This is a genomic window from Dietzia papillomatosis NBRC 105045, assembly GCF_001570845.1.
GTDB lineage: Bacteria > Actinomycetota > Actinomycetes > Mycobacteriales > Mycobacteriaceae > Dietzia > Dietzia cinnamea.
In genome coordinates, this window is record NZ_BCSL01000026.1 from 1 (window position 1) to 23,725 (window position 23,725).

At 71.3% G+C, this 23,725-nt stretch carries 22 protein-coding genes; 17 read left to right on the forward strand and 5 right to left on the reverse strand.

Going from position 1 to position 23,725, the window contains the following annotated elements; translation table 11 throughout:
- Window positions 1-63: 63 nt before the first annotated feature.
- Window positions 64-1,320 (forward strand): phosphoribosylamine--glycine ligase, encoded by a 1,257-nt coding sequence (gene purD, locus DPA01S_RS10335; protein ID WP_061916057.1) that lies wholly within the window; start codon window positions 64-66, stop codon window positions 1,318-1,320.
- Between the two features lie 53 nt (window positions 1,321-1,373).
- Here purD and idi read toward each other — a convergent pair whose 3' ends face one another.
- Window positions 1,374-1,937 carry an isopentenyl-diphosphate Delta-isomerase gene (gene idi / locus DPA01S_RS10340; RefSeq protein ID WP_061229017.1) on the reverse strand — a complete coding sequence of 188 codons (564 nt, stop codon included), beginning with the start codon at window positions 1,935-1,937 and terminating at the stop codon, window positions 1,374-1,376.
- Between the two features lie 160 nt (window positions 1,938-2,097).
- Entirely contained in the window at window positions 2,098-3,237 is a 1,140-nt protein-coding gene (locus DPA01S_RS10345) for an acyl-CoA dehydrogenase family protein (protein ID WP_061229016.1), read from the reverse strand.
- Window positions 3,238-3,383: 146 nt separating this feature from the next.
- Between DPA01S_RS10345 and DPA01S_RS10350 the strand changes: the two genes are divergently transcribed.
- The 10 genes from DPA01S_RS10350 to DPA01S_RS10395 all read left to right on the forward strand — a co-directional run bounded on the left by DPA01S_RS10350 (window position 3,384) and on the right by DPA01S_RS10395 (window position 15,875).
- The gene (locus DPA01S_RS10350) at window positions 3,384-5,024 is read left to right on the forward strand and encodes an AMP-binding protein (RefSeq protein ID WP_061229015.1); all 1,641 of its coding nucleotides are present in this window, start codon (window positions 3,384-3,386) and stop codon (window positions 5,022-5,024) included.
- A 49-nt stretch (window positions 5,025-5,073) separates the two neighbouring features.
- Window positions 5,074-6,522: a family 43 glycosylhydrolase gene (locus DPA01S_RS10355; RefSeq protein WP_061229014.1), complete on the forward strand. Its 1,449-nt coding sequence runs from the start codon at window positions 5,074-5,076 to the stop codon at window positions 6,520-6,522.
- A gap of 132 nt (window positions 6,523-6,654) precedes the next feature.
- Window positions 6,655-8,262, forward strand: a complete 1,608-nt coding sequence (locus DPA01S_RS10360; RefSeq protein ID WP_061916081.1) for an SLC13 family permease — start codon at window positions 6,655-6,657, stop codon at window positions 8,260-8,262.
- Window positions 8,263-8,512: 250 nt separating this feature from the next.
- Complete coding sequence (locus tag DPA01S_RS10365; RefSeq protein ID WP_061229013.1) at window positions 8,513-9,688, forward strand: aminotransferase class I/II-fold pyridoxal phosphate-dependent enzyme; 1,176 nt, start codon at window positions 8,513-8,515, stop codon at window positions 9,686-9,688.
- A 76-nt stretch (window positions 9,689-9,764) separates the two neighbouring features.
- The gene (locus DPA01S_RS10370; protein WP_156482571.1) at window positions 9,765-9,908 is read left to right on the forward strand and encodes a hypothetical protein; all 144 of its coding nucleotides are present in this window, start codon (window positions 9,765-9,767) and stop codon (window positions 9,906-9,908) included.
- A 21-nt stretch (window positions 9,909-9,929) separates the two neighbouring features.
- Window positions 9,930-11,387 (forward strand): adenylosuccinate lyase, encoded by a 1,458-nt coding sequence (purB, locus tag DPA01S_RS10375; protein WP_061229011.1) that lies wholly within the window; start codon window positions 9,930-9,932, stop codon window positions 11,385-11,387.
- Window positions 11,388-11,547: 160 nt separating this feature from the next.
- On the forward strand, window positions 11,548-11,745 hold the full coding sequence (locus tag DPA01S_RS10380; RefSeq protein WP_141764037.1) for a hypothetical protein: 198 nt from the start codon (window positions 11,548-11,550) through the stop codon (window positions 11,743-11,745).
- Between the two features lie 55 nt (window positions 11,746-11,800).
- Entirely contained in the window at window positions 11,801-12,664 is an 864-nt protein-coding gene (locus DPA01S_RS10385) for an alpha/beta hydrolase (RefSeq protein ID WP_061229009.1), read from the forward strand.
- A gap of 71 nt (window positions 12,665-12,735) precedes the next feature.
- Complete coding sequence (locus DPA01S_RS10390; RefSeq protein ID WP_061229008.1) at window positions 12,736-13,629, forward strand: phosphoribosylaminoimidazolesuccinocarboxamide synthase; 894 nt, start codon at window positions 12,736-12,738, stop codon at window positions 13,627-13,629.
- Window positions 13,626-15,875, forward strand: a complete 2,250-nt coding sequence (locus tag DPA01S_RS10395; protein WP_061916060.1) for a S9 family peptidase — start codon at window positions 13,626-13,628, stop codon at window positions 15,873-15,875. Before DPA01S_RS10390 ends, DPA01S_RS10395 begins: the two co-directional genes overlap by 4 nt.
- Before the next feature lie 158 nt (window positions 15,876-16,033).
- Here DPA01S_RS10395 and DPA01S_RS10400 read toward each other — a convergent pair whose 3' ends face one another.
- Both DPA01S_RS10400 and DPA01S_RS10405 read right to left on the reverse strand, forming a co-directional pair.
- Entirely contained in the window at window positions 16,034-16,588 is a 555-nt protein-coding gene (locus tag DPA01S_RS10400) for a hypothetical protein (protein ID WP_061229007.1), read from the reverse strand.
- The gene (locus DPA01S_RS10405; RefSeq protein ID WP_061229006.1) at window positions 16,588-16,863 is read right to left on the reverse strand and encodes a helix-turn-helix transcriptional regulator; all 276 of its coding nucleotides are present in this window, start codon (window positions 16,861-16,863) and stop codon (window positions 16,588-16,590) included. The genes DPA01S_RS10400 and DPA01S_RS10405 overlap by 1 nt, the downstream gene beginning before the upstream one ends.
- 63 nt (window positions 16,864-16,926) lie before the next feature.
- On the opposite strand from DPA01S_RS10405, the gene DPA01S_RS10410 reads away from it, so the two are divergent.
- The 4 genes from DPA01S_RS10410 to purQ all read left to right on the forward strand — a co-directional run bounded on the left by DPA01S_RS10410 (window position 16,927) and on the right by purQ (window position 19,242).
- Window positions 16,927-17,424: a glutathione peroxidase gene (locus DPA01S_RS10410; RefSeq protein ID WP_061229005.1), complete on the forward strand. Its 498-nt coding sequence runs from the start codon at window positions 16,927-16,929 to the stop codon at window positions 17,422-17,424.
- Between the two features lie 87 nt (window positions 17,425-17,511).
- Window positions 17,512-18,216 (forward strand): DUF2334 domain-containing protein, encoded by a 705-nt coding sequence (locus DPA01S_RS10415; RefSeq protein WP_061229004.1) that lies wholly within the window; start codon window positions 17,512-17,514, stop codon window positions 18,214-18,216.
- A 97-nt stretch (window positions 18,217-18,313) separates the two neighbouring features.
- The gene (gene purS, locus DPA01S_RS10420; RefSeq protein WP_007631242.1) at window positions 18,314-18,568 is read left to right on the forward strand and encodes a phosphoribosylformylglycinamidine synthase subunit PurS; all 255 of its coding nucleotides are present in this window, start codon (window positions 18,314-18,316) and stop codon (window positions 18,566-18,568) included.
- Entirely contained in the window at window positions 18,565-19,242 is a 678-nt protein-coding gene (gene purQ, locus DPA01S_RS10425; protein ID WP_061916064.1) for a phosphoribosylformylglycinamidine synthase subunit PurQ, read from the forward strand. Before purS ends, purQ begins: the two co-directional genes overlap by 4 nt.
- Window positions 19,243-19,363: 121 nt before the next feature.
- Here the strand turns inward: purQ and DPA01S_RS10430 are convergent, their stop codons facing one another.
- On the reverse strand, window positions 19,364-19,597 hold the full coding sequence (locus tag DPA01S_RS10430; protein ID WP_061916067.1) for a hypothetical protein: 234 nt from the start codon (window positions 19,595-19,597) through the stop codon (window positions 19,364-19,366).
- 537 nt (window positions 19,598-20,134) lie between these two features.
- Between DPA01S_RS10430 and DPA01S_RS10435 the strand changes: the two genes are divergently transcribed.
- Entirely contained in the window at window positions 20,135-21,346 is a 1,212-nt protein-coding gene (locus DPA01S_RS10435; RefSeq protein WP_061916069.1) for a saccharopine dehydrogenase family protein, read from the forward strand.
- 72 nt (window positions 21,347-21,418) lie between these two features.
- Window positions 21,419-23,719 carry a phosphoribosylformylglycinamidine synthase subunit PurL gene (purL, locus tag DPA01S_RS10440; protein ID WP_061916072.1) on the forward strand — a complete coding sequence of 767 codons (2,301 nt, stop codon included), beginning with the start codon at window positions 21,419-21,421 and terminating at the stop codon, window positions 23,717-23,719.
- Window positions 23,720-23,725 lie beyond the last annotated feature (6 nt).

Below are 23,725 nucleotides of genomic sequence, written 5' to 3' on the forward strand. Positions count from 1 at the left end.
CTAGAGACCGCCTCGATCCGGGCCCGATCGAGGCGGCGCGGGCGCGACGCTACTGTAGGCGCTGTGCGCATTCTCGTGATCGGTTCCGGTGCCCGTGAGCACGCCCTCCTCGTCGCCCTCGCGGCGGACCCCGCGGTGTCCGAGCTGCACGCCGCGCCCGGGAACCCGGGGATGGTGCAGGCGACGTGTCACGCGGTCGCGGTGACCGACCCCGTTGCGGTGACCGCCCTGGCCCGGAAGATCGGTGCCGACCTCGTCGTGATCGGGCCCGAGGTGCCGTTGGTGGCCGGCGTCGCCGACGTGCTGCGGGAGGCCGGCATCCCGGTCTTCGGCCCGTCGGCGGAGGCCGCCCGCATCGAGGGCTCCAAGGCGTTCGCCAAGGACGTGATGGCGGCCGCGGGTGTCCGGACGGCGCGGGCCGAGATCGTGGACTCGCCCGCCGACCTCGACGAGGCGCTCGACAGGTTCGGCCCGACGTGGGTCGTCAAGGACGACGGACTGGCCGCCGGCAAGGGGGTCGTGGTGACCCCCGATCGTGCGGCCGCCCACGCCCACGCGCTGGCCTGCCTCGACGACGGCCACCCGGTGCTGCTCGAGTCCTTCCTCGACGGCCCCGAGGTCTCGCTGTTCTGCCTCGTCGACGGGGAGACGGTCGTCCCGTTGCTGCCCGCGCAGGATCACAAGCGCGTCGGGGAGGGCGACCGCGGACCCAACACCGGCGGCATGGGCGCGTACACGCCCCTGCCGTGGCTGCCGGCGGGGATGGTCGACAGGATCGTCGCCGAGGTCTGCGAGCCGGTCGCCCGCGAGATGGTGGCCCGCGGCTGCGGCTTCTCGGGCCTGCTGTACGCCGGCCTGGCGATCACCGCCGAGGGCCCCGAGGTCGTGGAGTTCAACTGCCGTTTCGGCGATCCGGAGACGCAAGCCGTGCTGGCGCTGCTCGAGTCGCCCCTGGGCGAGACGCTCCACGCCGTGGCCACCGGCCGGCTCGCGGAGCTGCCGCCCCTGGTGTGGCGGGACGGTGCCGCCGTGACCGTGGTGCTGGCCGCCGAGCACTACCCGTCGACGCCGCGCCGTGGTGACCTCATCGAGGGCGCGGAGCAGCCGGGTGTGCTGCACGCGGGCACCGCTCGCGACGCGGACGGGCGCCTGGTCTCCGCCGGCGGCCGCGTCCTGTCGGTCGTCGGCACGGGCCCGGATCTGGCCGCCGCGCGCGCCGAGGCCTACCGGATCCTCGACGGGGTGGACCTGCCCGGCGGACACTTCCGCCGCGACATCGGTCTCGCCGCGGAAGAGGGACGCATCAGCGTCCCGGGCTAGGGCGTGTCTCCCATAGCTGAGCGGTGACCCGCGAGGGTCGCTCCGTGCGCGGATCAGCGTGCGTAGAGCTCCATGTGCGGGACCTGCGCCACCAGCCAGGGGCTGAACGCGAACGGCGTGGCGTCGACCGCCGTCCGGACGTCCTCGGGACGGGCCCAGTGGTGGGCGCAGACCTCGTCGGCGCGCGGGTTCACGTCGGCGCGGATGCGGGCGGTGAACACCGGACAGATCTCGTTCTCCACGATCCCCGAGTCGTCGACGGCCCGGTACCGGAAATCCGGCACCGCCGTCTCGATGGAGTCGACCCGGGTCCCGAGTTCCTGCTCGGCCCGCCGGACGATCGCCTCCATCGGATCCTCGCCCGGACCGGGGTGGCCGCAGAACGAGTTGGTCCAGATTCCGGGCCAGGTCCGCTTGCTCAGCGCCCGCCTCGTGAGGAGGACGCGGCCCTCGTCGTCGACGACATGACACGAGAACGCCAGGTGGAGCGGGGTGTCGGCGGTGTGGACGGTGGCCTTGTCCGCGGTGCCGGTCGGCGTCCCGTCCTCGTCGAGGAGGACGACCAGTTCGACCGGACCGGAGGCTGACCCGGTGACGGGCACGGAGAGGGAGGACATGAGGCCAGCCTAGGCAGTTCCGCCGGTGGCGGTACCGCGGCCGACGGGCGGACGGCCCGCTCGGGGGAGGGCCGCCGACCGCCGACCCCGGGCCGCCGACCCCGGGCCGCCGACCCCGGGCCGCCGAACCCGGGCCGCAGCCCGCCGCCGGCCCCGCGCCTCAGCCCGCGAGGCTGCGGGCGATCACCAGGCGCTGGATCTGGTTGGTGCCCTCGAAGATCTGGGTGATCTTGGCCTCGCGCATGTACCGCTCCACGGGGAACTCGCGGGTGTAGCCCACGCCGCCCAGGACCTGCACGGCGTCGGTGGTCACCTTCATCGCGGCGTCGGTGGCGGTGAGCTTGGCGATCGAGGCCTCGCGCGAGTACGGCCGGCCGGCGTCCTTGCGGCGCGCCGCGTCGAGGTACGCCGCGCGGGCCGAGGCCACGGCCGCGGCCATGTCGGCGAGCAGGAAGCCGAGTCCCTGGTGGCCGATGATGGTCTTGCCGAACGCCTCGCGCTCGTTGGCGTAGGCCACCGCGTCGTCGAGCGCGCGCTGTGCGATGCCCGTGGCCACGGCGGCGATCCCGAGGCGGCCCGAGTCCAGGGCGGAGAACGCGATGCGCAGGCCCTCGCCCTCGGCGCCGATGAGCCGGCCGGCGTCGATGCGGGCGCCCTCGTAGGAGGCCGTGGTGGTGGGCACGCCGTTGAGGCCCATCTTGTCCTCGGGCTTGCCGAAGTGCAGGTTCTCCGTGTCGCGCGGCACGAGCAGGCAGGAGATGCCGCGCGAGCCCTCGCCGGTGCGGACGAAGGTGTTGTAGACGTCGGCGATCCCGCCGTGGGTGATCCACGACTTGGTGCCGGTCACCACGTACGCGTCACCGTCCCGCTCGGCGCGGCACCGCAGGGCGGCGGCGTCTGATCCGGCCTGCGGCTCGGACAGCGAGTACGCGCCGATCTGCTCACCGGCGAGCAGTCCGGGCAACCACTCGGCCTTCTGTTCGTCGGTGCCGGCGGTGGCCAGCGGGAAGCAGGACAACCCGTGCACGCTCGTCGCCACCGCGACGGCCGCCCACCGCGCGCCGAGTTCCTCGAGGACCTGCAGGTACACCTCGTACGGCTGGTCGCCGCCGCCGAACTCCACCGGGTAGGGCAGACCGAGCAGGCCGATGTCACCGAGCTGGGCGAACAGCCCCTCCGGGTAGGTGTGGTTCCGCTCGTGTTCCGCGGCGATCGGCTCGAGGAGCTTGTCCGCGACCGAGCGCGTCATCTCGAGGAGTTCGTACGCCTCGTCGGTGGGGAGCAGTCGGTCCACGGCCATGGGGTCCTCCGGGTGCGTGCGGGAAAGCTACTGGGTCCCATTAGAGTGCACGCTCGGACCACGGGCCCTGTAGCCCCGAAAGCGGGGGTGCCCGTCGGTGGGTGGTGGTGGTGCTCACCCCGCCGACTGGACCACAATCGCCGACTATGACCGAGAACACCGCGTCGACCGCCTCCACGCCCCTGACGCCGGAGGAGCTGCTGGCGATCTACGACGTCCCCGGCGCGAGCGCCGCGGAGTTCCTGTGCGACCGGCACGATCCGGACGCGGTCGCGTTCACCGTCATCGAACCGGACCTGTCCGGGCGCGACATCACCTACTCCGAACTGCGCACGGAGAGCGAGAAGGTCGCCGCCGCACTGGCCGCTCTCGGTGTGACCCAGGGCGACCGCGTGGCCACGCTCATGTCCAAGTCCGCGGACCTCGTGTTCATGCTCATGGGGATCTGGCGGCTCGGCGCGGTCCACATGCCGCTGTTCACCGCGTTCGCGTGGCCGGCCATCGAGATGCGCATCACCGGCGGCGACGCGAAGGTGATCGTCTCCGACGCCGACCAGCGCGGCAAGCTCGAGACCACGTCGGTGCCCGTGGTCGTCGCGGGACTGGCGGACTGCCCGGAGGCCCGCGAGGGCGACCTCGACCTCGCCACCGTCGTCGCGGCGCGGGAGCCCGGTCACCCGGCCGCGGTCACCGGCCCGGACGCCGGCATGGTCATGCTCTTCACCTCCGGCACCACCGGCACGCCGAAGGGCGTCGTCGTGCCGGTACGCGCGCTGGCCGCCTTCCACCAGTACATCGAGACCGGCCTGGACGTCCGCGCGGACGACGTGTTCTGGAACGGCGCCGACCCGGGCTGGGCGTACGGCCTGTACTACGGCATCCTCGGCCCGCTGGCCGTCGGGCGCCGCAGTCTGCTGTTGCACGCGCGCTACACGCCGGAGCTGGCCTTCGCCGTGCTGCAGTACTACCGCGTCACCAACTTCGCCGCCGCCCCGACCGTGTACCGGACCATGCGCGCCAAGCGCGACATCGCGCCGGCCGACGTGAAGCTGCGCCGCGCCTCGGCCGCCGGCGAGCCGCTCACCCCCGAGGTGATCGAGTGGTCGCGCGAGCAGTTCGGTGTGGAGGTGCGCGACCAGTACGGGCAGACCGAGCACGGCATGTTCATCATCAACCCGTGGCACGACTCCCTGCGCGAGGAGGTCCGCCCCGGCTCGATGGGCGTGCCCCTGCCGGGCTGGTCGTGCACCGTGCTGGCCGCGGACTCGGACGAGCCGGCGCCCGTGGGGGAGCTGGGCCGGGTGGCCATCGACGTCCCCGCCAGCCCGCTCATGTGGTTCACCGGCTACCACGAGGCGCCGGAGAAGACCGCCGAGCGGTTCAGTGCGGACGGCCGCTGGTACTACACCGGTGACGCGGCCAAGCTCGACGCCGACGGCCACTTCTACTTCTCCAGCCGCGACGACGACGTCATCATCATGTCCGGCTACCGCATCGGCCCGTTCGACGTGGAGTCCGTGCTGGCCAAGCACCCGGACGTCCTCGAATCCGCGGTGATCGGCGTCCCCGACGAGCTGGCGGGCGAGGTGCTCGAGGCGTACGTCGTCCTGCGCGACGGTGTCGACGGCGGCCCGGAGACCGAGTCCGCGCTGCAGAAGTGGGTCAAGACCGAGTTCGCGGCCCACGCGTTCCCGCGCAGGGTCCACTTCGTGCGCGAGCTGCCCAAGACCCCGTCGGGCAAGATCCAGCGCTTCCTGCTGCGCAAGGAGCGCTCCGGGCAGGCCTGAGGGCGAGGAAGCGGGACGCGCGGCCCGGCCGCCGGACTACCCTGAGCGCATGACTCCCACGGCCACCGTCCGTTCCCCGGAGCCGGCGGCCCTCGTCGTCGTCGCCCTCATCACGGCGGTCACGGTCACCTCCACCACCACCGTCGCGACGGCCGCGGCCAACCCCGTGATCTCGTCGATCGCCCCCGACCCCTCGGTGCAGCGCGGCGCCGACGGCGCCTTCCACGTCCACGCCACCTCGGACGACTGGGGTGACGGTGCCGGGCGGCGCCTCGTGCCGCACTTCCGGTCCTTCGACCTGGTGGAGTGGGAGTACGTGGGCGACGCGTTCGCCGCGCCGCCCTCGTGGGCGCCGGCCGGATCATCGCTGTGGGCGCCCGACGTCCACCTCGCCGACGCCGGGGCGGTCATGTACTACACCACCGGCGGCTCCGCGCCCTGCATCGGCCGCGCCACCGCGCCCGGTCCGGACGGCCCGTGGATCCACGACGCCACCCCGATCGTCTGCTACGGCGCCGACGAGCCCTACCAGGACCTCGACCCCATGGACCCGGAGGTCGTGTTCACCGAGGACGGCCCGGTGATGCTCATGGGCAACTTCGAGGGCATCCACGCCGTACCGATGAACGCCGCAGGCACCGCACTGGACGGCGATCCGGTGCTCGTCGCCGGTCCGGGCGTCGAGGCGCCGGCCGTGGTCGCCCGCGCCGGGCGCACCCACCTGTTCACGAGCGCCGGCCTGTGTTGCGACGGCGAGCGGTCGCAGTACCGGGTGCTCGGCGGACGCGCGGACGACCTGCTCGGCCCGTACGAGGACAGGACCGGTCGGCCGTTGCTCGAGCGCGGCGCGGGCGACGTGATCCTCAGGGGCGACGAGAACTGGGTCGGGCCTGGGCATGTCGACGTCGCCATCGATGACGCCGGGCAGGACTGGATGCTCTACCACGCGGCGCCGCGCGGTCAGGCCGTCCTGCCGGGCGGTGTCCAGCGCCGCTACATGCTGATCGACCGCCTGGACTGGGTGGGTGGCTGGCCGGTGGTCGGGGACGGGACGCCGTCCGAATCGCGACGGGTCGACCCGGTGGTGGACCTGCCCGTGCGCCTCACCGCGGTCGGAGACGCCGCGCTGAGACGGGTCGACGACGACGAGGTGCTCGATCTCCCGATACGGATCGCCTCCACCGGGTCGGCGTACACGGGCGAGCTCAGGGCCACGATCACCGGCCCCGACAAGCGACGCACGGCGCTGCCGATCGTCTCCACGGGCGGGGACCTGCCCGCCGCGCCGGCGGCGGTCGCCGCCGGGGGAGCGCTCGACCGCACCCTGACCCTGCGCCCGCCCCGCCCGCTGGCCGCCGGCCGCCACGAGCTGGTGGTCTCGATCGGACCCGCCGGCGGTGTGGCGCAGGAGCTCGCGGTGTTCGGGCTCGAGGTGGCCCCGGACGGCTCGCTGTCGCTCGGGTCCGGCGCGCTCGGATCGGTACCGCTCGGATCGTGAGTGCCGGAAACTGAACCGACGACGGTCGGTAACGGAAGAGAGGGAGGCGACATGGTCACCGGGGACGACGATCGGAGGGGCGACGACACGGTCCGCCCGACGGAGGACGGTGCCGAGGATCGCCGACTCCTCATGGCGCCGCCCCTGCGTGGGCTGGAGCCGGACCCCCATCGCGGGGTCGAGGTCGATCAGAAGTCACCTGGCGAGCTCGACGAGGCCGTGCCGCGCGCGGAGTTCATCCGGAGCGTCGTGGGCACGATCGCGGGGCTGGCGGTCGCCGCGCTCGTCTACCTGGTCATGCCGGGGGATCTCGAGCACAACGCGCGCCTCACCGCGGCGGTGGCCGTGCTGCTGGGCATCTGGTGGATGACCGAGTGCATCCCCATCCCCGCCACCGCGCTGGTGCCGCTCATCGCGTTCCCGGTGCTCGGGGAGGACATCTCGGTCGACGACGTCGGCGCCCAGTACGGCAATAACATCATCTTCCTGTTCATGGGCGGGTTCCTCATCGCGATCGCCATGCAGCGGTGGAACCTGCACCGGCGGATCGCCCTGCTCACCGTGCGCGCGATGGGCACCCGGTCCACGAGCGTGATCGCCGGGTTCATGATCGCGACCGGGTTCCTGAGCATGTGGGTGTCGAACACCGCGACGGCCGTGATGATGCTGCCGATCGGTGTGTCCGTGCTGATGCTGGCCTCCGAACTCAGCGGCGGCGACGGCGACGGGAAGACCGCGATGCCCGAGATGGACCCGCAGGCGGATCCGACCTCCGATGCGGTGAAGGAGGCGGTGATCAAGTCGAACTTCGGCACGGCCCTCATGCTCGGCATCGCCTACGCGGCGTCCGTCGGCTCACTGGCGACGATCATCGGGACCCCGCCGAACACCCTGCTCGCCGGATATCTCAGCGCCGAGCACGACATCCAGCTGGGCTTCGGCCAGTGGATGCTGGTCGGGCTGCCGCTCGCGGTGGTCATGCTGGTGATCACCTGGCTGCTGCTCACCAAGGTCCTGTTCAGGCCGGAGATAGAGCGGATCCCCGGTGGGCGCAAGCTGTTCGACGACGAGCTGCGCAGACTCGGCCCGACGTCGTCCGGCGAGAAGCGCGTCTTGGTCGTGTTCGCGGCGGCCGCGGTGGCGTGGGTGGCGGTCCCGCTGGTGTTCGAGGAGCCGCCGATCTCGGACGCGGGCATCGCGCTCGCGGCCGGCCTGCTGCTGTTCCTGCTGCCCGCCGGGTCTCAGCGCGGCGTGCGACTGCTCACCTGGGACGCCGCGCTGGCACTGCCCTGGGGCGTGCTCCTGCTGTTCGGCGGCGGACTGGCGCTGTCCTCGCAGTTCTCCGGCTCGGGTCTCACCGACTGGATCGGCGAGCAGGCCGGTGCGCTGGGCGCCCTGCCGGTCATCCTGCTGGTGGTGGTGGCCACCACGGGGATCATCTTCCTCACCGAGCTGACCAGCAACACCGCCACCGCCGCGACGTTCCTGCCGGTCGCCGGCGGCGTCGCCCTGGGCCTCGGGCTCGACCCGATGCTGCTCGCGGTGCCGGTGGCGCTGGCCGCGACGTGCGCGTTCATGCTCCCCGTGGCGACGCCGCCCAACGCGATCGCCTACGGCTCCGGCTACGTGACGATCGGTCAGATGATCCGGGGCGGTCTGTGGCTCAACCTCATCGGGATCCTGCTCATCACGCTGGTCACCATGACGTTGTTGGTATGGGTGTTCGGGTTGACCGTCTGACGGACGGGGCGCGGGAGACCGCGAGCGCGGTCTCCCCCGAGTTCGCGCCTCATCACGATCCGGGGGAAGCCCGCCGTCACCGACGACGTGCCCGCGACCTTGACGGATCCCGCGGCCTCGAACAGTGCGCGGAACCCGGGTCGGACCCGTCGACCTGCGACGGGTCCGCCGCTGGTCCGCCGGCGCGCCCCCGGCATCCCACCGACCGGCCCGTGGTGGACACCGCCGATCGGGGCGCTAGCGTCGGGGCATGTCCGTCCCACGCGAACCCTCCCGCCGCTCGGCTGTCGAGCCGTTCCACGTGATGACCGTCCTCGCGGCCGCGGCCAGGCGCCAGGAGACCCACGGGGACGTGATCTCCCTATGCGCCGGGCAGCCCTCGACCCCGGCCCCGGCGCCGGTACTGGCCGCGGCCCACCGGGCCCTGGACACCGAGATCCTCGGTTATACCGAGGCCGTGGGCATCCGGCCCCTCCGCGAGGCGATCGCCGCGTATCACCGGCGACGGGACGGGCTCGACGTGCGCGCCGACGACGTCGTCGTCACCACCGGTTCCTCCGGCGGCTTCACCGCCCTCTTCCTCGCCGCTTTCGACCCCGGCGACATCGTGGTCATGGCGCGCCCCGGCTACCCCGCCTACCGCAACACCCTCCAGGCGCTGGGGTGCCACGTCCACGAGATCGCGTGCGGGGCGGACACGCGGTATCAGCCCACCGTCGCGCAACTCGAGGCGGCCACGGCGGAGCTCGGGCGCGCCCCCGCCGGGCTCACCGTCGCCAGCCCCGCCAACCCCACCGGCACGATCATCGACGCGGACGAGCTCGCCGCGCTTGCCCGGTGGTGCGAGTCGAACGGCACGCTACTCATCAGCGACGAGATCTACCACGGCGTCACCTACGGCCGGGAGTGCGCGAGCGCCTGGCGGGCCAGCCGCGAGGCGGTGGTCATGGGCTCGGTGTCCAAGTACTTCTCCATGACCGGCTGGCGGATCGGGTGGATGCTGCTGCCGGAGTACCTGCGGGACCCCGTCGACCGGCTCGTGGGCAACCTGACGATCTGCCCACCCGCCGACGCGCAGTTCGCGGCCGTCGCCGCCTTCACCGACGACTCGACCGCCGAGCTCGACCTCCACGTCGAGCGCTACGCCCGCAACCGGGACCTCGTGCTGCGTCGGCTCGTCGATCTGGGGGTGAAGGAGGTCGCCCCACCCGACGGCGCGTTCTATGCCTACTTCGACGTCTCCCGCTGGACCGACGACTCGGTGGCGTGGTGCGCGCGGATCCTCGACCGCACCGGGGTCGCGCTCACGCCGGGCGTCGACTTCGACACCGTCGACGGCCGGCACACGGTGCGGTTGAGCTTCGCGGGGGCGACCGACGAGATCGCCGAGGCCATGGACCGGCTCGAGGCGGAACTGGCCCCGTAGGCGCCCGCCCGTGTGCGCCGTGGGCCCCGTGGACGCGGCGTCCCCGCCGGTGACGCCGGGCGGCTACCGTCGGCGCATGGGCTCAGCCGAGATCATCACCGTCAGCGTCTTCATCACCCGGCCGTGGCTGCTGCTGCAGGCGCCGCTGACGGTCGAGCAGGTCTACCTCAATGCCCGCGAGATCCTCGCCGGGTCCACCGGCGGCTCGGTCATCTCCTGAACGGGCTGCGATACTGGGGGCGTGACCGCCCAGAACGCCTCGCCCGCCCGGGCCGCAAAGCCCCGGATCTCCAATGTCCTCGCCTCGCGCTACGCGAGCGTTGACCTGGCCACGCTGTGGTCCGCCGAGCACAAGATCGTGCTCGAGCGCCAGCTGTGGATCGCGGTACTCCGCGCGCAGCGGGACCTGGGGATCGACGTCCCCGACGGCGTGATCGAGGCCTACGAGGCGGTGGTCGACCGCGTCGATCTCGCGTCGATCGCCGAGCGCGAGCGGGTCACCCGGCACGACGTCAAAGCACGCATCGAGGAGTTCAACGACCTCGCCGGGCACGAGCACATCCACAAGGGCATGACGAGCCGTGACCTCACCGAGAACGTCGAGCAGTTGCAGGTGGTGCGCTCGCTCGAGCTGGTGCGCGACCGGGGCGTCGCCGCGGCCCGTCGCCTGGCCGAGCACGCCGTGGCCCACCGCGACACGGTCATGGCGGGACGCAGCCACAACGTCGCCGCGCAGGCGACCACCCTCGGTAAGCGCTTCGCCTCCGCCGCCGACGAGCTGCTGGTCGCCCTCGAGCGGGTCGAGTCGCTCCTCGAGCGGTATCCGCTGCGCGGCATCAAGGGCCCCATGGGCACCGCCCAGGACATGCTCGACCTCCTCGGCGGTGACGCCGCCAAGATGGCCGAGCTCGAGGGGCGGATCGCCGAGCACCTGGGCTTCGCCCGCACCTTCGACTCGGTCGGGCAGGTCTACCCGCGGTCGCTGGACCACGAGGTCGTCTCCGCGCTCGTCCAGCTCGGGGCGGGCCCGTCCTCGCTCGCGCAGACCATCCGACTCATGGCCGGTCACGAGCTCGTCACCGAGGGGTTCCAGCCCGGGCAGGTCGGCTCCTCGGCGATGCCGCACAAGATGAACACCCGCTCGTGTGAACGGGTCAACGGCCTCCAGGTCGTCCTGCGCGGTTACGGGTCCATGGCCGCCGAGCTCGCGGGCGCGCAGTGGAACGAGGGGGACGTGTTCTGCTCGGTCGTCCGACGCGTCGCACTGCCCGACGCGTTCTTCGCGCTGGACGGGATGTTCGAGACCTTCCTGACTGTGCTCGACGAGTTCGGCGCCTACCCCGCCGTGATCGACAAGGAGCTGCAGCGCTACCTGCCGTTCCTCGCCACCACCAAGGTGCTCATGGCCGCGGTGCGCGCGGGCGTCGGTCGCGAGCTCGCCCATGAGGCGATCAAGGAGAACGCCGTCGCCGTGGCCCTGGCCATGCGGGAGGAGGGTCGCGAGCCCGACCTCATCGAGCGGCTCGCCGCGGACGAGCGGCTGCCTTTGGGCCGTCCGGCGCTGGAGGAGGCGCTGGCGGACCGCGCGGCGTTCATCGGTGCGGCCGGCGACCAGGTCGATGCCGTGGTCGCCCGCGTCGAGGCGCTCGTCGCCCGTCACCCAGAGGCCGCCGGCTACGCGCCGGGCTCGATTCTGTAGAACCCGAGCGGGTCGCGTCCGCCTCGCGGTTAGGGGCTGACGCGCCGCCCCGGGGACCGCGCAGCCGCTCCCGGGGATGGCGCCTCGCCTGCCCCGGCGCGGGGGCCAGACGCCATCGTCGGGGGCGGGAGTGTTGGCCTCCGGGCAGCCGCTCCTGGAGATGGCGCCTCGACCCCGCCCTTGCTCGCCTCCCTGGAACACCCGGTCCTCCGGTGCGATCCAGTCAGGACTCGCCACCGCGAGTTCGGCGGTCGGGATCGACCCGGCGGCGTTCATGGAGCAGTTCCAGGTACCTATCGCCTTCTCGCTGATGTCACTGGGCGTGGACAGCCTCATCCTGCGTCAGCTCGGCATCTGAGGACCGCCCGGCGATCGGCCCCTGGTCGGCGCGGGCGGGCACTAGTCTCATCACCATGTACGAGACCGTGATCCCCGTCCCCGGCACCTCTGGACTACAGGCGAAGCTGCACCACGCCGACGAGCCGAGGGCTCTGATGGTGCTGGTCCACGGCTTCGGCGAACACTCCGGTCGCTACGCGCGAACCATCCGGTTCCTCACCGATCGCGGGATCACGGTCGCGACCTACGACCTGCGTGGTCACGGCACCGCCCCGGGGCCGCGATTCAAAGTCGCGATGGAAACCCACATCGAGGACAACCTGGCGGTGCGTGACGCGGTGGCTGAGTGGTCCCGGTCGGAGGAGGGGGCCGGAGCCGACGCCCTCCCGAGACTGCTCATGGGGCATTCCATGGGCGGGCAGGTGGCCGGTGAATCCGCGCTCAGGAGACCCTGGGACCTCAAAGGGCTCATCCTGTCCTCGCCGGCGCTCGCCGTGGGTGAGGGCACGCCAGCGGCGCTCAAGGCGGTCGCTCCCGTGGTCGCGCGCCTGCTGCCGTTCCTTCCGGTCGAGAAACTGGATGCGAACGACATCTCGCGGGTGCCCGAGTACGTGGAGGACTACTGCTCGGACCCGCTGGTGCACCAATCCGGGGTGCCGGCGCTGACCGCGGGGACGATGTTGGCTGGCGGCGCCAGGCTGATCGAGCGTTCCCGGTCCCTGCGGTTGCCCACGCTCATCCTCCACGGTTCCGCCGACACCATCACCTCCCCGACGGGGTCCCGCCGGTTCGCGCAGGTTGCAGGCACGGATCACGATCCGCGCCCGGAGATCACCTACCGGGAGATCGAGGGCGGGCTGCACGAACTGTTCAACGACCTCTGCGCGGACGAGGCGTACGCGGCTCTGGGGGAGTGGCTCGACGCCCGGCTGGGCTGAGTCTCCGCGCGGGGCCGGCCGGCTCGACGCACCGCCTCGTCGGTGATCGTCGTCCGGCTACGCTGGCCGTCATGCGACCCGATCTGTCCTCCTACCGCCACCTCGTCTCCGGGAAGGTCCGCGAGATGTACGAGATCGACGACGAGACGCTGCTCATGGTGGCCACCGACAGGATCTCGGCGTACGACCACGTGCTCGGGACTCCCATCCCCGACAAGGGCCGGGTGCTCACCGCGATGAGCGCGTTCTTCTTCGACGCGCTCGACGTGCCCAACCACCTGGCGGGACCACTCGACGACGAGCGCATCCCGGCCGAGGTGCTGGGGCGCGCGATGGTGGTGCGTCGGCTCGATATGGTCCAGGCGGAGTGTGTCGCCCGCGGTTACCTGACCGGGTCGGGCATCACCGAGTACCGCGAATCGGGCACGGTGTGCGGCATCGAGCTGCCCGACGGCTTGGTGGAGGCCAGCAAGCTGCCGGAACCGATCTTCACCCCGGCCACCAAGGCGGCGGTGGGGGACCACGACGAAAACATCTCGTTCGACCAGCTCACCCGCATCGTCGGCGACGAGCTCGCCGAGCGGCTGCGGTCGGAGACCCTCGACATCTACTCGCGGGCCGCGGAGATCGCAGCCGACCGTGGCGTGCTGCTGGCGGACACGAAGTTCGAGTTCGGGCTGGCCGACGGGGAGCTGATCCTCGCCGACGAGGTGCTCACGCCGGACTCGTCCCGGTACTGGCCGGCCGACGATTACTCGCCGGGCCGCGTGCAGCCGAGCTTCGACAAGCAGTTCGTGCGCAACTGGCTGACCGGACCGGAGGCGGGCTGGAACAAGGATGCCGACACCCCTCCGCCGGTGCTCCCCGACGCGGTGGTGGCCGCCACGCGCGAGCGGTACATCGAGGCGTATGAGCGGATCTCCGGTCTGTCGTTCGCGGACTGGATCGGCGGTGGCGACGCGTGAGCGCCTTCGACGCCACCTCGCGGAGTTCCGCGACCGAATCGACCTCGCCCGCGACTCCGACGACCCCGCCCGCGCCGCCCGTCGCCGAGCGTCGCCCGCACCGGCGCGAGCACCACGGTCGCGTCTTCGTCGACGACTACGAGTGGCTGCGCGACAAGGATGCCCCGGCGACGCGCGAGTACCTGGAGGCGGAGAACGCCTACACCGACGCCATGACCGCCGACCTCAAGCCGCTGGAGGACGAGGTCTATGAGGAGATCCGCTCGCGCGTGAAGGAAACCGACATGTCGGTCCCCGTGCGCTCCGGCGGCTGGTGGTACTTCTCGCGCACGGAGGAGGGCCGCTCGTACGCGAAGCACTGTCGCGTGCCGGTTCCGCAGCAGTACGTCGACGACCCCGCGGACCCGGCCGGGTGGGCGCCGCCGGAGGTCTCCCCGGACGAGGAACTGCCCGGCGAGCAACTGCTCATGGACGGAAACGCCGAGGCCGAGGGGCACGAGTACTTCGCGCTCGGCGCCTTCTCGGTCAGTCACGACGGGACGATGCTGGCGTGGGCCACCGATACCGAGGGCGACGAGCGCTACACGCTGCGCTTCCGCTCGCTGGACGCCGAGGTCACCGCGCCGGACGAGGAGATCTCCGGCATCGCGGCGGGCGTGACCTGGTCTCGCGACGGCCGGTACGTGTTCTACGTGACCGTCGACGACGCCTGGAGACCGGACACCGTCTGGCGTCACCGCCTCGGGACGACGAGGGACGACGACGACGAGGTGTTCCACGAGCCCGACGAGTCCTACTGGATCGGGGTGGGCGAGACCCGCAGCGAGAAGTACCTGCAGATAGCGGCGGGTTCCAAGATCACCACCGAGGTGTGGTGTCTGGACTCGAGCGATCCCGCGGGTGAGTTCTGGTGCGTCCGACCGAGGGAGGAGGGCGTCGAGTACGACGTCGAGCACGCGGTGATCGGCGGAGAGGACCGGTTCCTCGTCACGCACAACGACGGCGCGCCGAACTACGTGGTGGCCGAGGCGCCCGCGGGCCCGATCGAGGGTCCGCTGCGGGACCTGCGCACGCTCGTTGCGCACCGCGACGACGTCCGCGTCGAGGGCGTGGACGCCTTCGCCCGGGTGCTGGTGCTGGGCTACCGCGAGGGGGCGCTGCCGCGCTTCGCGCTCATGCCGATCGACCCGGATTCCACGGCGGGGACCGGTGGGTATTCGCGATTCGATCCCGTCGAGTTCGACGAGGAGCTGTTCACCTCCGGTCCCGGATCGAACCCGGAGTGGAACTCGCCGGTCCTGCGGTTCGGTTACGGCTCGTTCGTCACACCGGGGCGGGTCTACTCGCTCGACCTGACGACCGGCGAACGCACGCTGCTGCGTGAGCAGGAGGTGCTCGGCGGCTACGACCCGAGCGGTTACGTGCAGCGGCGGGAATGGGCGACCGCCGGGGACGGCACGCGCGTGCCGATCTCACTCGTGATGTCGACCGACACCGCCGCCCGCGTCGACGCCGACGAGCAGGTACCGACCCTGCTGTACGGCTATGGTTCGTACGAGTCGAGCATCGATCCCGCGTTCTCGGTGGCCAGGCTGTCGTTGCTCGACCGGGGGATGGCCTATGCCGTGGCGCACGTGCGCGGTGGCGGCGAGATGGGCCGGCTCTGGTACGAGAACGGCAAGAAGCTGGCCAAGCGCAACACCTTCACCGACTTCGTCGACTGCGCGCGGCACCTCGTCGACTCGGGACTCACCGCGCCGGACCGGCTGGTCGCCGAGGGCGGCAGCGCGGGCGGCCTGCTCATGGGGGCGGTCGCCAACCTCGCCCCCGACCTGTTCGCGGGGATCCAGGCCGTGGTGCCGTTCGTCGACCCGCTCACCTCGATCCTCATGCCGGAGTTGCCGCTGACGGTGATCGAGTGGGACGAGTGGGGCGACCCGCTGCACTCGGAGGAGGTCTACGACTACATGGCCTCCTACGCCCCGTACGAGAACATCGCGGCCGAGGAGTACCCGGCCATCCTCGCGGTGACCTCGCTCAACGACACCCGCGTGCTGTACGTGGAGCCGGCCAAGTGGGTGGCCAAGCTGCGGGCCGTGGCGCCGTCGGCCAACTCCGCCGACCGGCCGGTGCTGCTGCGCTGCGAGATGAGCGCCGGGCACGGCGGCGTGTCGGGTCGCTACGAGCGGTGGCGCCAGACGGCGTTCGAGTACGCGTGGACGATCCGCACCGCCGGCGCCGGATAGGACCACCCGCCACCAGGATCCGCTACTCCCGCTTCGGATCCGCTACTCCCACACGGGTAGCGGATTCCGAGCGGGAGTAGCGGATTCCGGGGTTGTGGGGCGCTCCACGGCGGGGTTGTGGGGCGCTCGCCAGCGGGGTGGTGTGGGCGCGCCCGGGCTCAGGCCGGGTCGTCGGCGGGCTCCATGGTGTTGGCCATCGCGGCGGCGGGGATGACCGCACCGGCGAGGAACAGGATGATGCCGAGCCCGCCCATCATGTAGGCCAGACGGTGGCCCTCCCCGAGCTGCAGGCTCGAGCCGAAGATCAGGACGAGCGAGATCACGAACAGTCCGCTCGTCACCAGGTTGAGCGCCCGGGACCGGGCCTGGAGCAGGGTGGCGGTCTCGAACTCGTCGAGGTAGCGGGCGGGTGCGGTGTCCTTGGAGTCGATCGTCACCCGGAGCATGGTCCAGACGGTGCAGATCACCACGGTCATGGGTAGCCAGGCCAGGATGATCGGGAACCAGAAGTAGCCGGCCACCGCGATCGCGGCCATGATGCTCAGGCTCGCCCAGTTGAGACGGACGAGGAGACGGCGACGAGCTGCCGTCCGCCAGGTCGGCAGGCTCGTCTCGGTGCGCTCCAGGTTCTTCTCGTACCGCCGCTCCGCGGTGGTACGAGTGTCGGAGGTCGGGCTGTCGGGGGTCGGGTTGTCGTGAGTGCGCGTGGTCATCACGAGTCCTCTCGGTCGCGGCGGTAGATCTCTGCGGACATCGGGCGGAACTCCTCGCGGGAGAACACGGCCTCGACCGGAAGGTCGAACACCTCGCAGATGCGAAAGGCGAGGTCGAGGCTCGGGTAGTGGTCGCCGCGCTCCAGCGCACCCACGGTCTGTGGGTTCACCGAGATCCGCTCGGCGAGTGCTGCGCGGCTCAGTCTCTGTTCCGCACGCAGCACGGCGATCCGGTTGAAGATCGGGAGCTTTTCTCCCCGTCGTACTGGGCTCATGGACCTAAGTGTTGGGAAAACCCAACGGTTTGTCAATAGAAGGTTCCGAGTAGGCTGGGTCACATGAGCAACGGCAGCGTCCACGACATCTCGTTCACCACCATCGACGGCGAGCAGGCCAGCATGGTCGACTACGCGGGCCACGCCGTCCTCGTGGTCAACGTCGCCAGCGAGTGCGGTCTGACCCCGCAGTACGAGGGCCTGCAGCAGCTCGCGGACGACTTCCGCGATCGCGGACTGTTCGTGATCGGCTTCCCGTGCAACCAGTTCATGGGGCAGGAACCGGGGGACGAGAACACCATCAAGGAGTTCACGTCCGACAAGTACGGGATCACCTTCCCGCTCGCCGCCAAGGTCGACGTCAACGGCCCCGACCGGCACCCGCTCTACGTCGAACTGACCAAGGTCGCCGACGCGGACGGCGAGGCAGGCGACGTGCAGTGGAACTTCGAGAAGTTCCTGATCTCTCCCGAGGGTGAAGTCGTCGGCCGGTTCCGGCCCAAGGTCGAGCCCGGGGCCCCCGAACTGGTGGAGGCGCTCGAGGAGGCACTCCCGATCTGACGGCCTGAGCAGGCCCGTCGGGGCCCGGCCATGAGACGTACACCTCGTCGTCGTCGTCATGTCACCCCGGTCTGCCAGCATGCGGCCATGACCCCGCGCCTCATCGTCTCCCTCTCGGGTCTGCGCGACACCAGCCTCGACCACGCCGTCGACCTCGTCGGTGAGCTCGAGCGCAGGTCCGTTCCCGTCTCCCTCCTCGTCGCCCCGCGACGGGGTCGCGAGTACGAGCTCGCCGCCGACCACGGCACCCAGGAATGGCTGCGGCACCGCCGCAGGCAGGGTGACGCGATCGTGCTGGGCGGCTACGACGACGCGGCGACCAAGCCCCGACGACCGGAATTCGCGTCCATCGGCCCCGCCGAGGCGACCGTGCGTCTCACCGCCGCCGACCGGCTGATGGCCGATATGGGGTTGCGGACCCGGGTCTTCGCGCCGCCGCGGTGGAACGCCTCTCCGGGCTGCCTCAGGGCCCTGCCCGACGTCGGGTTCCGGATGTGTGCCGCCCTCACCGGGATCCACGACGTCGTCCGCGGCACCACCGAGCGCGGCCGCGCCCTGTCGATCGGGGAGGGGTTCGTCGCCGACGCCTGGTGGTGCCGGGCGCTCGTCGCCGCCGCCGGCCGCACCGCCGCCGCCGACGGGCTCGTCAGGCTCAACGTCTCCGCCAAGCAGCTCTCCCGCACAGCACCGCGGGCCGCGCTGCTCGACGCCGTGGACCTCGTCACGGGCGAGTACGGAGCGCGGGTCGCGCGCTACGAGTGGTCACCCGCCGCGCTGGTGGGCGCCGCCTGAGCTTCGGCCGCGGCGACGGCTGCGGGTAGGATCGACAGGTGAGTCCCGGCAGGTCCGGGCCCGCCCCGCGAAACCGCCCCGAACGAGGAGTTCCCACGTGGCCCGAGTCGTCGTCGAAGTCATGCCCAAGGCCGAGATCCTCGATCCGCAGGGTCAGGCCATCCACCGCGCCCTCGGCCGTCTCGGCCACGACGGCGTCACCGACGTCCGGCAGGGCAAGCGGTTCGAGCTCGAGGTCTCCGACTCCGTCACCGACGCCGAGCTCGAGGAGATCGCCTCGTCACTGCTGGCCAACACGGTGATCGAGGACTGGAAGGTCGTCCGCGTCGACACCGCGGGGGTCGCCTCGTGAGCGCGCGGATCGGCGTCATCACCTTCCCCGGCACACTCGACGACATCGACGCGTCCCGCGCCGTCACCCGCGCCGGCGGCGAGGCCGTCTCGCTGTGGCACGACGACGCCGACCTCAAGGGCGTCGACGCGGTGATCGTGCCCGGCGGCTTCTCCTACGGCGACTACCTGCGCTGCGGAGCCATCGCCTCCATGGCCCCCGTCATGGGTGAGGTCATCACCGCGGCCCGCGGTGGGATGCCCGTGCTGGGCATCTGCAACGGCTTCCAGATCCTCTGCGAGGCCGGCCTCCTGCCCGGCGCCATGGGCCGCAACCGCGACATGCACTTCATCTGCCGCGACGAGTGGCTGCGCGTCGAGAACACCGACACCGCCTGGACGTCGCGTTTCGAGAAGGGCGCGGAGATCCTCATCCCGCTCAAGTCCGGCGAGGGGCGCTACATGGCGACGGCCGACACGATCGAGGAGCTGGAGGGCGAGGGGCGCGTCGTGTTCCGCTTCGCCAGCGACGCCCCCAACGGCTCCACCAACCACATCGCCGGCATCACCTCGGAGAACGGACGCGTCGTGGGGCTCATGCCGCACCCCGAGCACGCGATCGACCCGCTCACCGGCCCGTCCGACGACGGCCTCGGCCTGTTCCTGTCCGCGCTCGACGCGGTCGTCAAGGTCTAGGCAGGCGCTGCTGACCGCGGTCGACGCCGCTCCGCAGTCAATGCGAAGGGCCCGCTGGGATCTCCCCCGGCGGGCCCTTCGGTGTTGACGACCAGTCGGGCTGGCCGCTGCTGATGCTCGCTCAGGCCGGCAGCATGCCCTTGGCGATCTCGCCGATGACGGTGCCGAGATCGGCGCTACCGGAGCTGCCGATGTCTCCGCCGAGACCGCCGACGAAAAGCGCCACCATGTTCAGGAGCGTGAACGGCGCACCCACGAGGGTGTCGATGAAAGACGAGCCCGTGCCCGTCGACCCGCTCGTGATCTCGGCCGAGAGGGGAAGGGTTTCTCTGAGGATCGAACCGGTGAGGTCCATGGGGACTCCTTGATGTAGGCGCCCCGGGGGGAGTGGGGCGGGGTGCCGGCGACCCGGGTGGTCACGCGTGCGTGATGATTGTGCACAGCTGACCGAGGTTGTGCTCAGGATTAGATAAGGCAGTGGTGCACATCACTGTGGTACTAAACGTGCTGGTGAGCGCAGTGTTCGCACTTCGTCCGCCTGGTGTGCGGGCGGTCGGTAGGAAGAACTCTGGGAAAAGTCTTCTCTCCCACGCCGAGTGACGTCGACCCGCGCGCGGGTGCGTTGGCACCGGTGCGGCGGATCCGCGGCGAGCGGGATCTCGATTGTGGTCGTAGCCATCGTGCGAATCCGGGGGTGTCGCCGACATGGTTACGACCATCGCCTGCGTGGTTACGACCATTTGAAGGTGTCGCCGCGAAGGGTTGACAGCGCGATCTTCGCAGCGAGGGGCCGACTACGTGCGCGGCCGCCGCACTCGGTGGCTGCCACGGCAGACACGCGGGCGAGATCGGGGCCCGGTCACGAAGGGCCTGATTGCGGTACAACCGTGGAATGAGCGAATCCAGCATCCAGCCCGCGTCCCCGTCCGACAAGGCCGATCGCCCGTTCGACATCGTCCTCTACGGCGCGACCGGGTTCACCGGGGGACTGGTGGCCGAGTACCTGATGCGGAACCTGCCCGAGGGCGGCTCGTGGGCCGTGGCCGGGCGCAACCGGACCAAGCTGGACGCCCTCGTCGCCCGCCTGGCGTCCGAGATGCCGGACGTCCCCGCTCCGGGCGTCGTGGTCGCGGACACCGAGGATGCGCGGTCGCTGGTCGAGATGGCGCTGTCGGCCCGCGTCGTCATCACCACGGTCGGTCCCTACCTCGAACACGGCGAGCCGCTCGTGGCCGCCTGCGCCGAGGTCGGCACCGACTACGTGGACCTGACCGGCGAGCCCGAGTTCGTCGACCGTATGTACCTCGAACACAACGACGCGGCGGTCGCCTCCGGGGCCCGGATCGTCCACGCCTGCGGCTTCGACTCGATCCCGCACGACATGGGCGTGTTCTACACCATGAAGCACGTGCCCGAGGGCGTGCCCGCGGTCGTCTACGGGGCGGTCCACGCGGACGCCCGGTTCTCGGGCGGGACGTTCCACTCGGCGATCGGCCAGTTCGCCCGACTGCGCGAGGCCGCGAAGACGGCCGCGCGGCGGCGGCAGAAGGAGGGGCGGGTTGCCGGCCGGCGGATCAAGTCGGTCACGGGTAAGCCCCACCACGACAGCGTGCTGGGCCGGTGGCTCGTGCCGCTGCCGACCATCGACCCGCAGGTCATCCTGCGCTCGGCCGCCGCGCTGGACAGCTACGGCCCCGACTTCACCTACTCGCACTACGCCTCGGTCGGCTCGCCCGTCACCGCGGTCGCCGGGATGGTCGGAGTGGGCGCGCTGGCGGTGGGGTCCCAGGTCGGCCCGATCCGGTCGCAGATCCTCAAGCGGATCGACCGCGGCGCCGGGCCGAGCGAGTCCCGCCGGGCCCGCTCGTCGTTCGACGTCACCTTCGTCGCCCTGGCCGGTGGGCGGCGGGTCGTCACCCGCGTCTCGGGCGGGGACCCGGGCTACACGGAGACGTCCATGATGTTGGCCGAGTCGGCGTTGTGCCTGGCGTTCGACGACCTGCCCGCGCTCTCCGGTCAGCTCACCACCGCGCAGGCGATGGGCGACGCGCTCCTCGAGCGGGTGCAGCGCGGCGGCCTGACGTTCGAGGTCCTGTCCACCTAGTCGGATGCCGCGCCGGTCACGGGGCACGGGAGCGGATTCGCCCGCCGGTGGGCTCCGACTAGACTCGGCCCCGTGACCTCTCACGTGGACTCCATCTCGCACGCCTCTTCCACCCCCGAGCTCGCCCAGCCGTGGGCCGAACTCGGACTCAAGGAGGACGAGTACGCCCGCATCCGCGAGATCCTGGGGCGCCGCCCCACGGACGCCGAGTTGGCCATGTACTCGGTCATGTGGTCGGAGCACTGCTCCTACAAGTCCTCCAAGGTGCACCTGAAGTACTTCGGTGAGACCACCACCGACGAGATGAGGTCCACCATGCTCGCCGGCATCGGCGAGAACGCCGGCGTCGTCGACATCGGCGACGGCTGGGCCGTGACCTTCAAGGTGGAGTCGCACAACCACCCCTCGTACATCGAGCCCTACCAGGGCGCCGCGACCGGCGTCGGCGGGATCGTCCGCGACATCATGGCGATGGGCGCGCGGCCGGTGGCCGTGATGGACCAGCTGCGCTTCGGGCCCGCGGACGCCGACGACACGCACCGGGTGCTGCCCGGCGTCGTGGCCGGCGTCGGTGGCTACGGCAACTGCCTGGGCCTGCCCAACATCGGTGGCGAGACGGTGTTCGACGAGTCCTACGCCGGCAACCCGCTCGTCAACGCCCTGTGTGCGGGCGTCATGCGGGTGGAGGACCTGCACCTGGCGTTCGCGTCGGGCACGGGCAACCGCATCATCCTGTTCGGCGCCCGCACGGGTCTAGACGGGATCGGCGGCGTGTCGGTCCTGGCGTCGGAGACCTTCGACGTGGGCGAGGACGGCGCGCCCGTGAAGCCGCGCAAGCTGCCCAGCGTCCAGGTGGGTGACCCGTTCATGGAGAAGGTGCTCATCGAGTGCTGCCTCGAGCTGTACCGCGAGAAGCTCGTCGTGGGCATCCAGGACCTCGGCGGCGCCGGCCTGGCGTGTGCGACCTCTGAGCTGGCCGCGGCCGGTGACGGAGGCATGCACATCGTGCTGGACAACGTCCCGCTGCGCGCCGAGGGCATGAGCGCCGCGGAGATCCTGTCGTCCGAGTCGCAGGAGCGCATGTGCGCCGTGGTGGCCCCGGAGAACGTCGACGCGTTCATGGAGGTGTGCCGCCGCTGGGACGTGCTGGCCGCCGACATCGGCGAGGTCACGGACGGTGACCGCCTCACCATCGAGTTCCGCGGCGAGATCGTCGTGGACGCCCCGCCGGAGTCGCTGGCCGACGAGGGACCGGTCTACGAGCGCCCCGTCGAGCGCCCGGCCGACCAGGACGCCCTGCAGGCCGACACCACCGCCGGCCTCGCCCGCCCGGCCACCGGTGACGAGCTGCGGCAGACCCTGCTGGACATGATCTCCAGCCCCGCCCTGTGTTCGCGCAAGTTCATCACCGAGCAGTACGACCGCTACGTGCGCGGCAACACGATCCTCGCGGAGTACGCCGACGGCGGCGTCCTTCGCATCGACGAGGAGTCCGGCCGCGGCATCGCCCTGTCGACCGACGCCTCGGGCCGCTACACCCGGCTCGACCCGTACACGGGCGCCCGGCTCGCGCTGGCGGAGGCCTACCGCAACGTCGCCGTCACCGGCGCGACCCCGGTCGCGGTGACCAACTGCCTCAACTTCGGCTCGCCCGAGGACCCGGGTGTGATGTGGCAGTTCCGCGAGGCCGTCCACGGGCTCGCCGACGGGTGCGCCGAGCTGGGGATCCCCGTCACCGGCGGCAACGTGTCCTTCTACAACCAGACCGGGACCACGCCGATCCTGCCGACGCCCGTCGTGGGGGTGCTCGGCGTGATCGACGACGTCGCGCGCCGCACGCCCACCGCGTTCGGCGACACCCCCGGCGAGAGCATCTACCTGCTGGGCGTGACCCGCGACGAGTTCGACGGTTCCATCTGGGCCCAGGTCGCCCACGACCACCTCGGCGGGACGCCCCCGACCGTGGACCTGACGTGGGAGTCCACGCTCGCCCGCATCATGGCGACCTGCTCCAAGGACGGGCTGATCACCGGTGCCCACGACCTGTCCGAGGGAGGCCTCGCCCAGGCGCTGGTCGAGTCGGCGCTGGCGGGGGAGTGCGGCATGCGCATCGTGCTGCCGGAGGGCGCGGACCCGTTCGTGTGGCTGTTCTCCGAGTCCTCGGGCCGCGTCATCGTCTCGGTGCCGCGCGGCGAGGAGATCCGCTTCCAGCAGATGCTCACCGCGCAGAACATCCCGCATGCCCGAATCGGCGTGACCGACCCGGACCCGAGCACGTTCGAGGTGCAGGGCCAGTTCACGCTGACGATCGACGAGCTGCGCGAGGCACACGAGGGGACGCTGCCGGCGCTGTTCGGCGTCGACCCCGTCTGACGGTCG

Bases quoted from the DNA above. Each gene is read 5' to 3' on its own strand.
- DPA01S_RS10365 (WP_061229013.1), top strand. From the start codon at position 8,513: ATGTCCGTCCCACGCGAACCCTCCCGCCGCTCGGCTGTCGAGCCGTTC.
- DPA01S_RS10400 (WP_061229007.1), bottom strand. From the start codon at position 16,588: ATGACCACGCGCACTCACGACAACCCGACCCCCGACAGCCCGACCTCC.
- DPA01S_RS10415 (WP_061229004.1), top strand. From the start codon at position 17,512: ATGACCCCGCGCCTCATCGTCTCCCTCTCGGGTCTGCGCGACACCAGC.
- DPA01S_RS10380 (WP_141764037.1), top strand. From the start codon at position 11,548: ATGGCGCCTCGACCCCGCCCTTGCTCGCCTCCCTGGAACACCCGGTCC.
- DPA01S_RS10350 (WP_061229015.1), top strand. From the start codon at position 3,384: ATGACCGAGAACACCGCGTCGACCGCCTCCACGCCCCTGACGCCGGAG.
- DPA01S_RS10385 (WP_061229009.1), top strand. From the start codon at position 11,801: ATGTACGAGACCGTGATCCCCGTCCCCGGCACCTCTGGACTACAGGCG.
- DPA01S_RS10410 (WP_061229005.1), top strand. From the start codon at position 16,927: ATGAGCAACGGCAGCGTCCACGACATCTCGTTCACCACCATCGACGGC.
- DPA01S_RS10405 (WP_061229006.1), bottom strand. From the start codon at position 16,863: ATGAGCCCAGTACGACGGGGAGAAAAGCTCCCGATCTTCAACCGGATC.
- DPA01S_RS10430 (WP_061916067.1), bottom strand. From the start codon at position 19,597: ATGGACCTCACCGGTTCGATCCTCAGAGAAACCCTTCCCCTCTCGGCC.
- DPA01S_RS10370 (WP_156482571.1), top strand. From the start codon at position 9,765: ATGGGCTCAGCCGAGATCATCACCGTCAGCGTCTTCATCACCCGGCCG.
- DPA01S_RS10435 (WP_061916069.1), top strand. From the start codon at position 20,135: ATGAGCGAATCCAGCATCCAGCCCGCGTCCCCGTCCGACAAGGCCGAT.
- DPA01S_RS10390 (WP_061229008.1), top strand. From the start codon at position 12,736: ATGCGACCCGATCTGTCCTCCTACCGCCACCTCGTCTCCGGGAAGGTC.
- DPA01S_RS10360 (WP_061916081.1), top strand. From the start codon at position 6,655: ATGGCGCCGCCCCTGCGTGGGCTGGAGCCGGACCCCCATCGCGGGGTC.
- idi (WP_061229017.1), bottom strand. From the start codon at position 1,937: ATGTCCTCCCTCTCCGTGCCCGTCACCGGGTCAGCCTCCGGTCCGGTC.
- DPA01S_RS10345 (WP_061229016.1), bottom strand. From the start codon at position 3,237: ATGGCCGTGGACCGACTGCTCCCCACCGACGAGGCGTACGAACTCCTC.
- DPA01S_RS10355 (WP_061229014.1), top strand. From the start codon at position 5,074: ATGACTCCCACGGCCACCGTCCGTTCCCCGGAGCCGGCGGCCCTCGTC.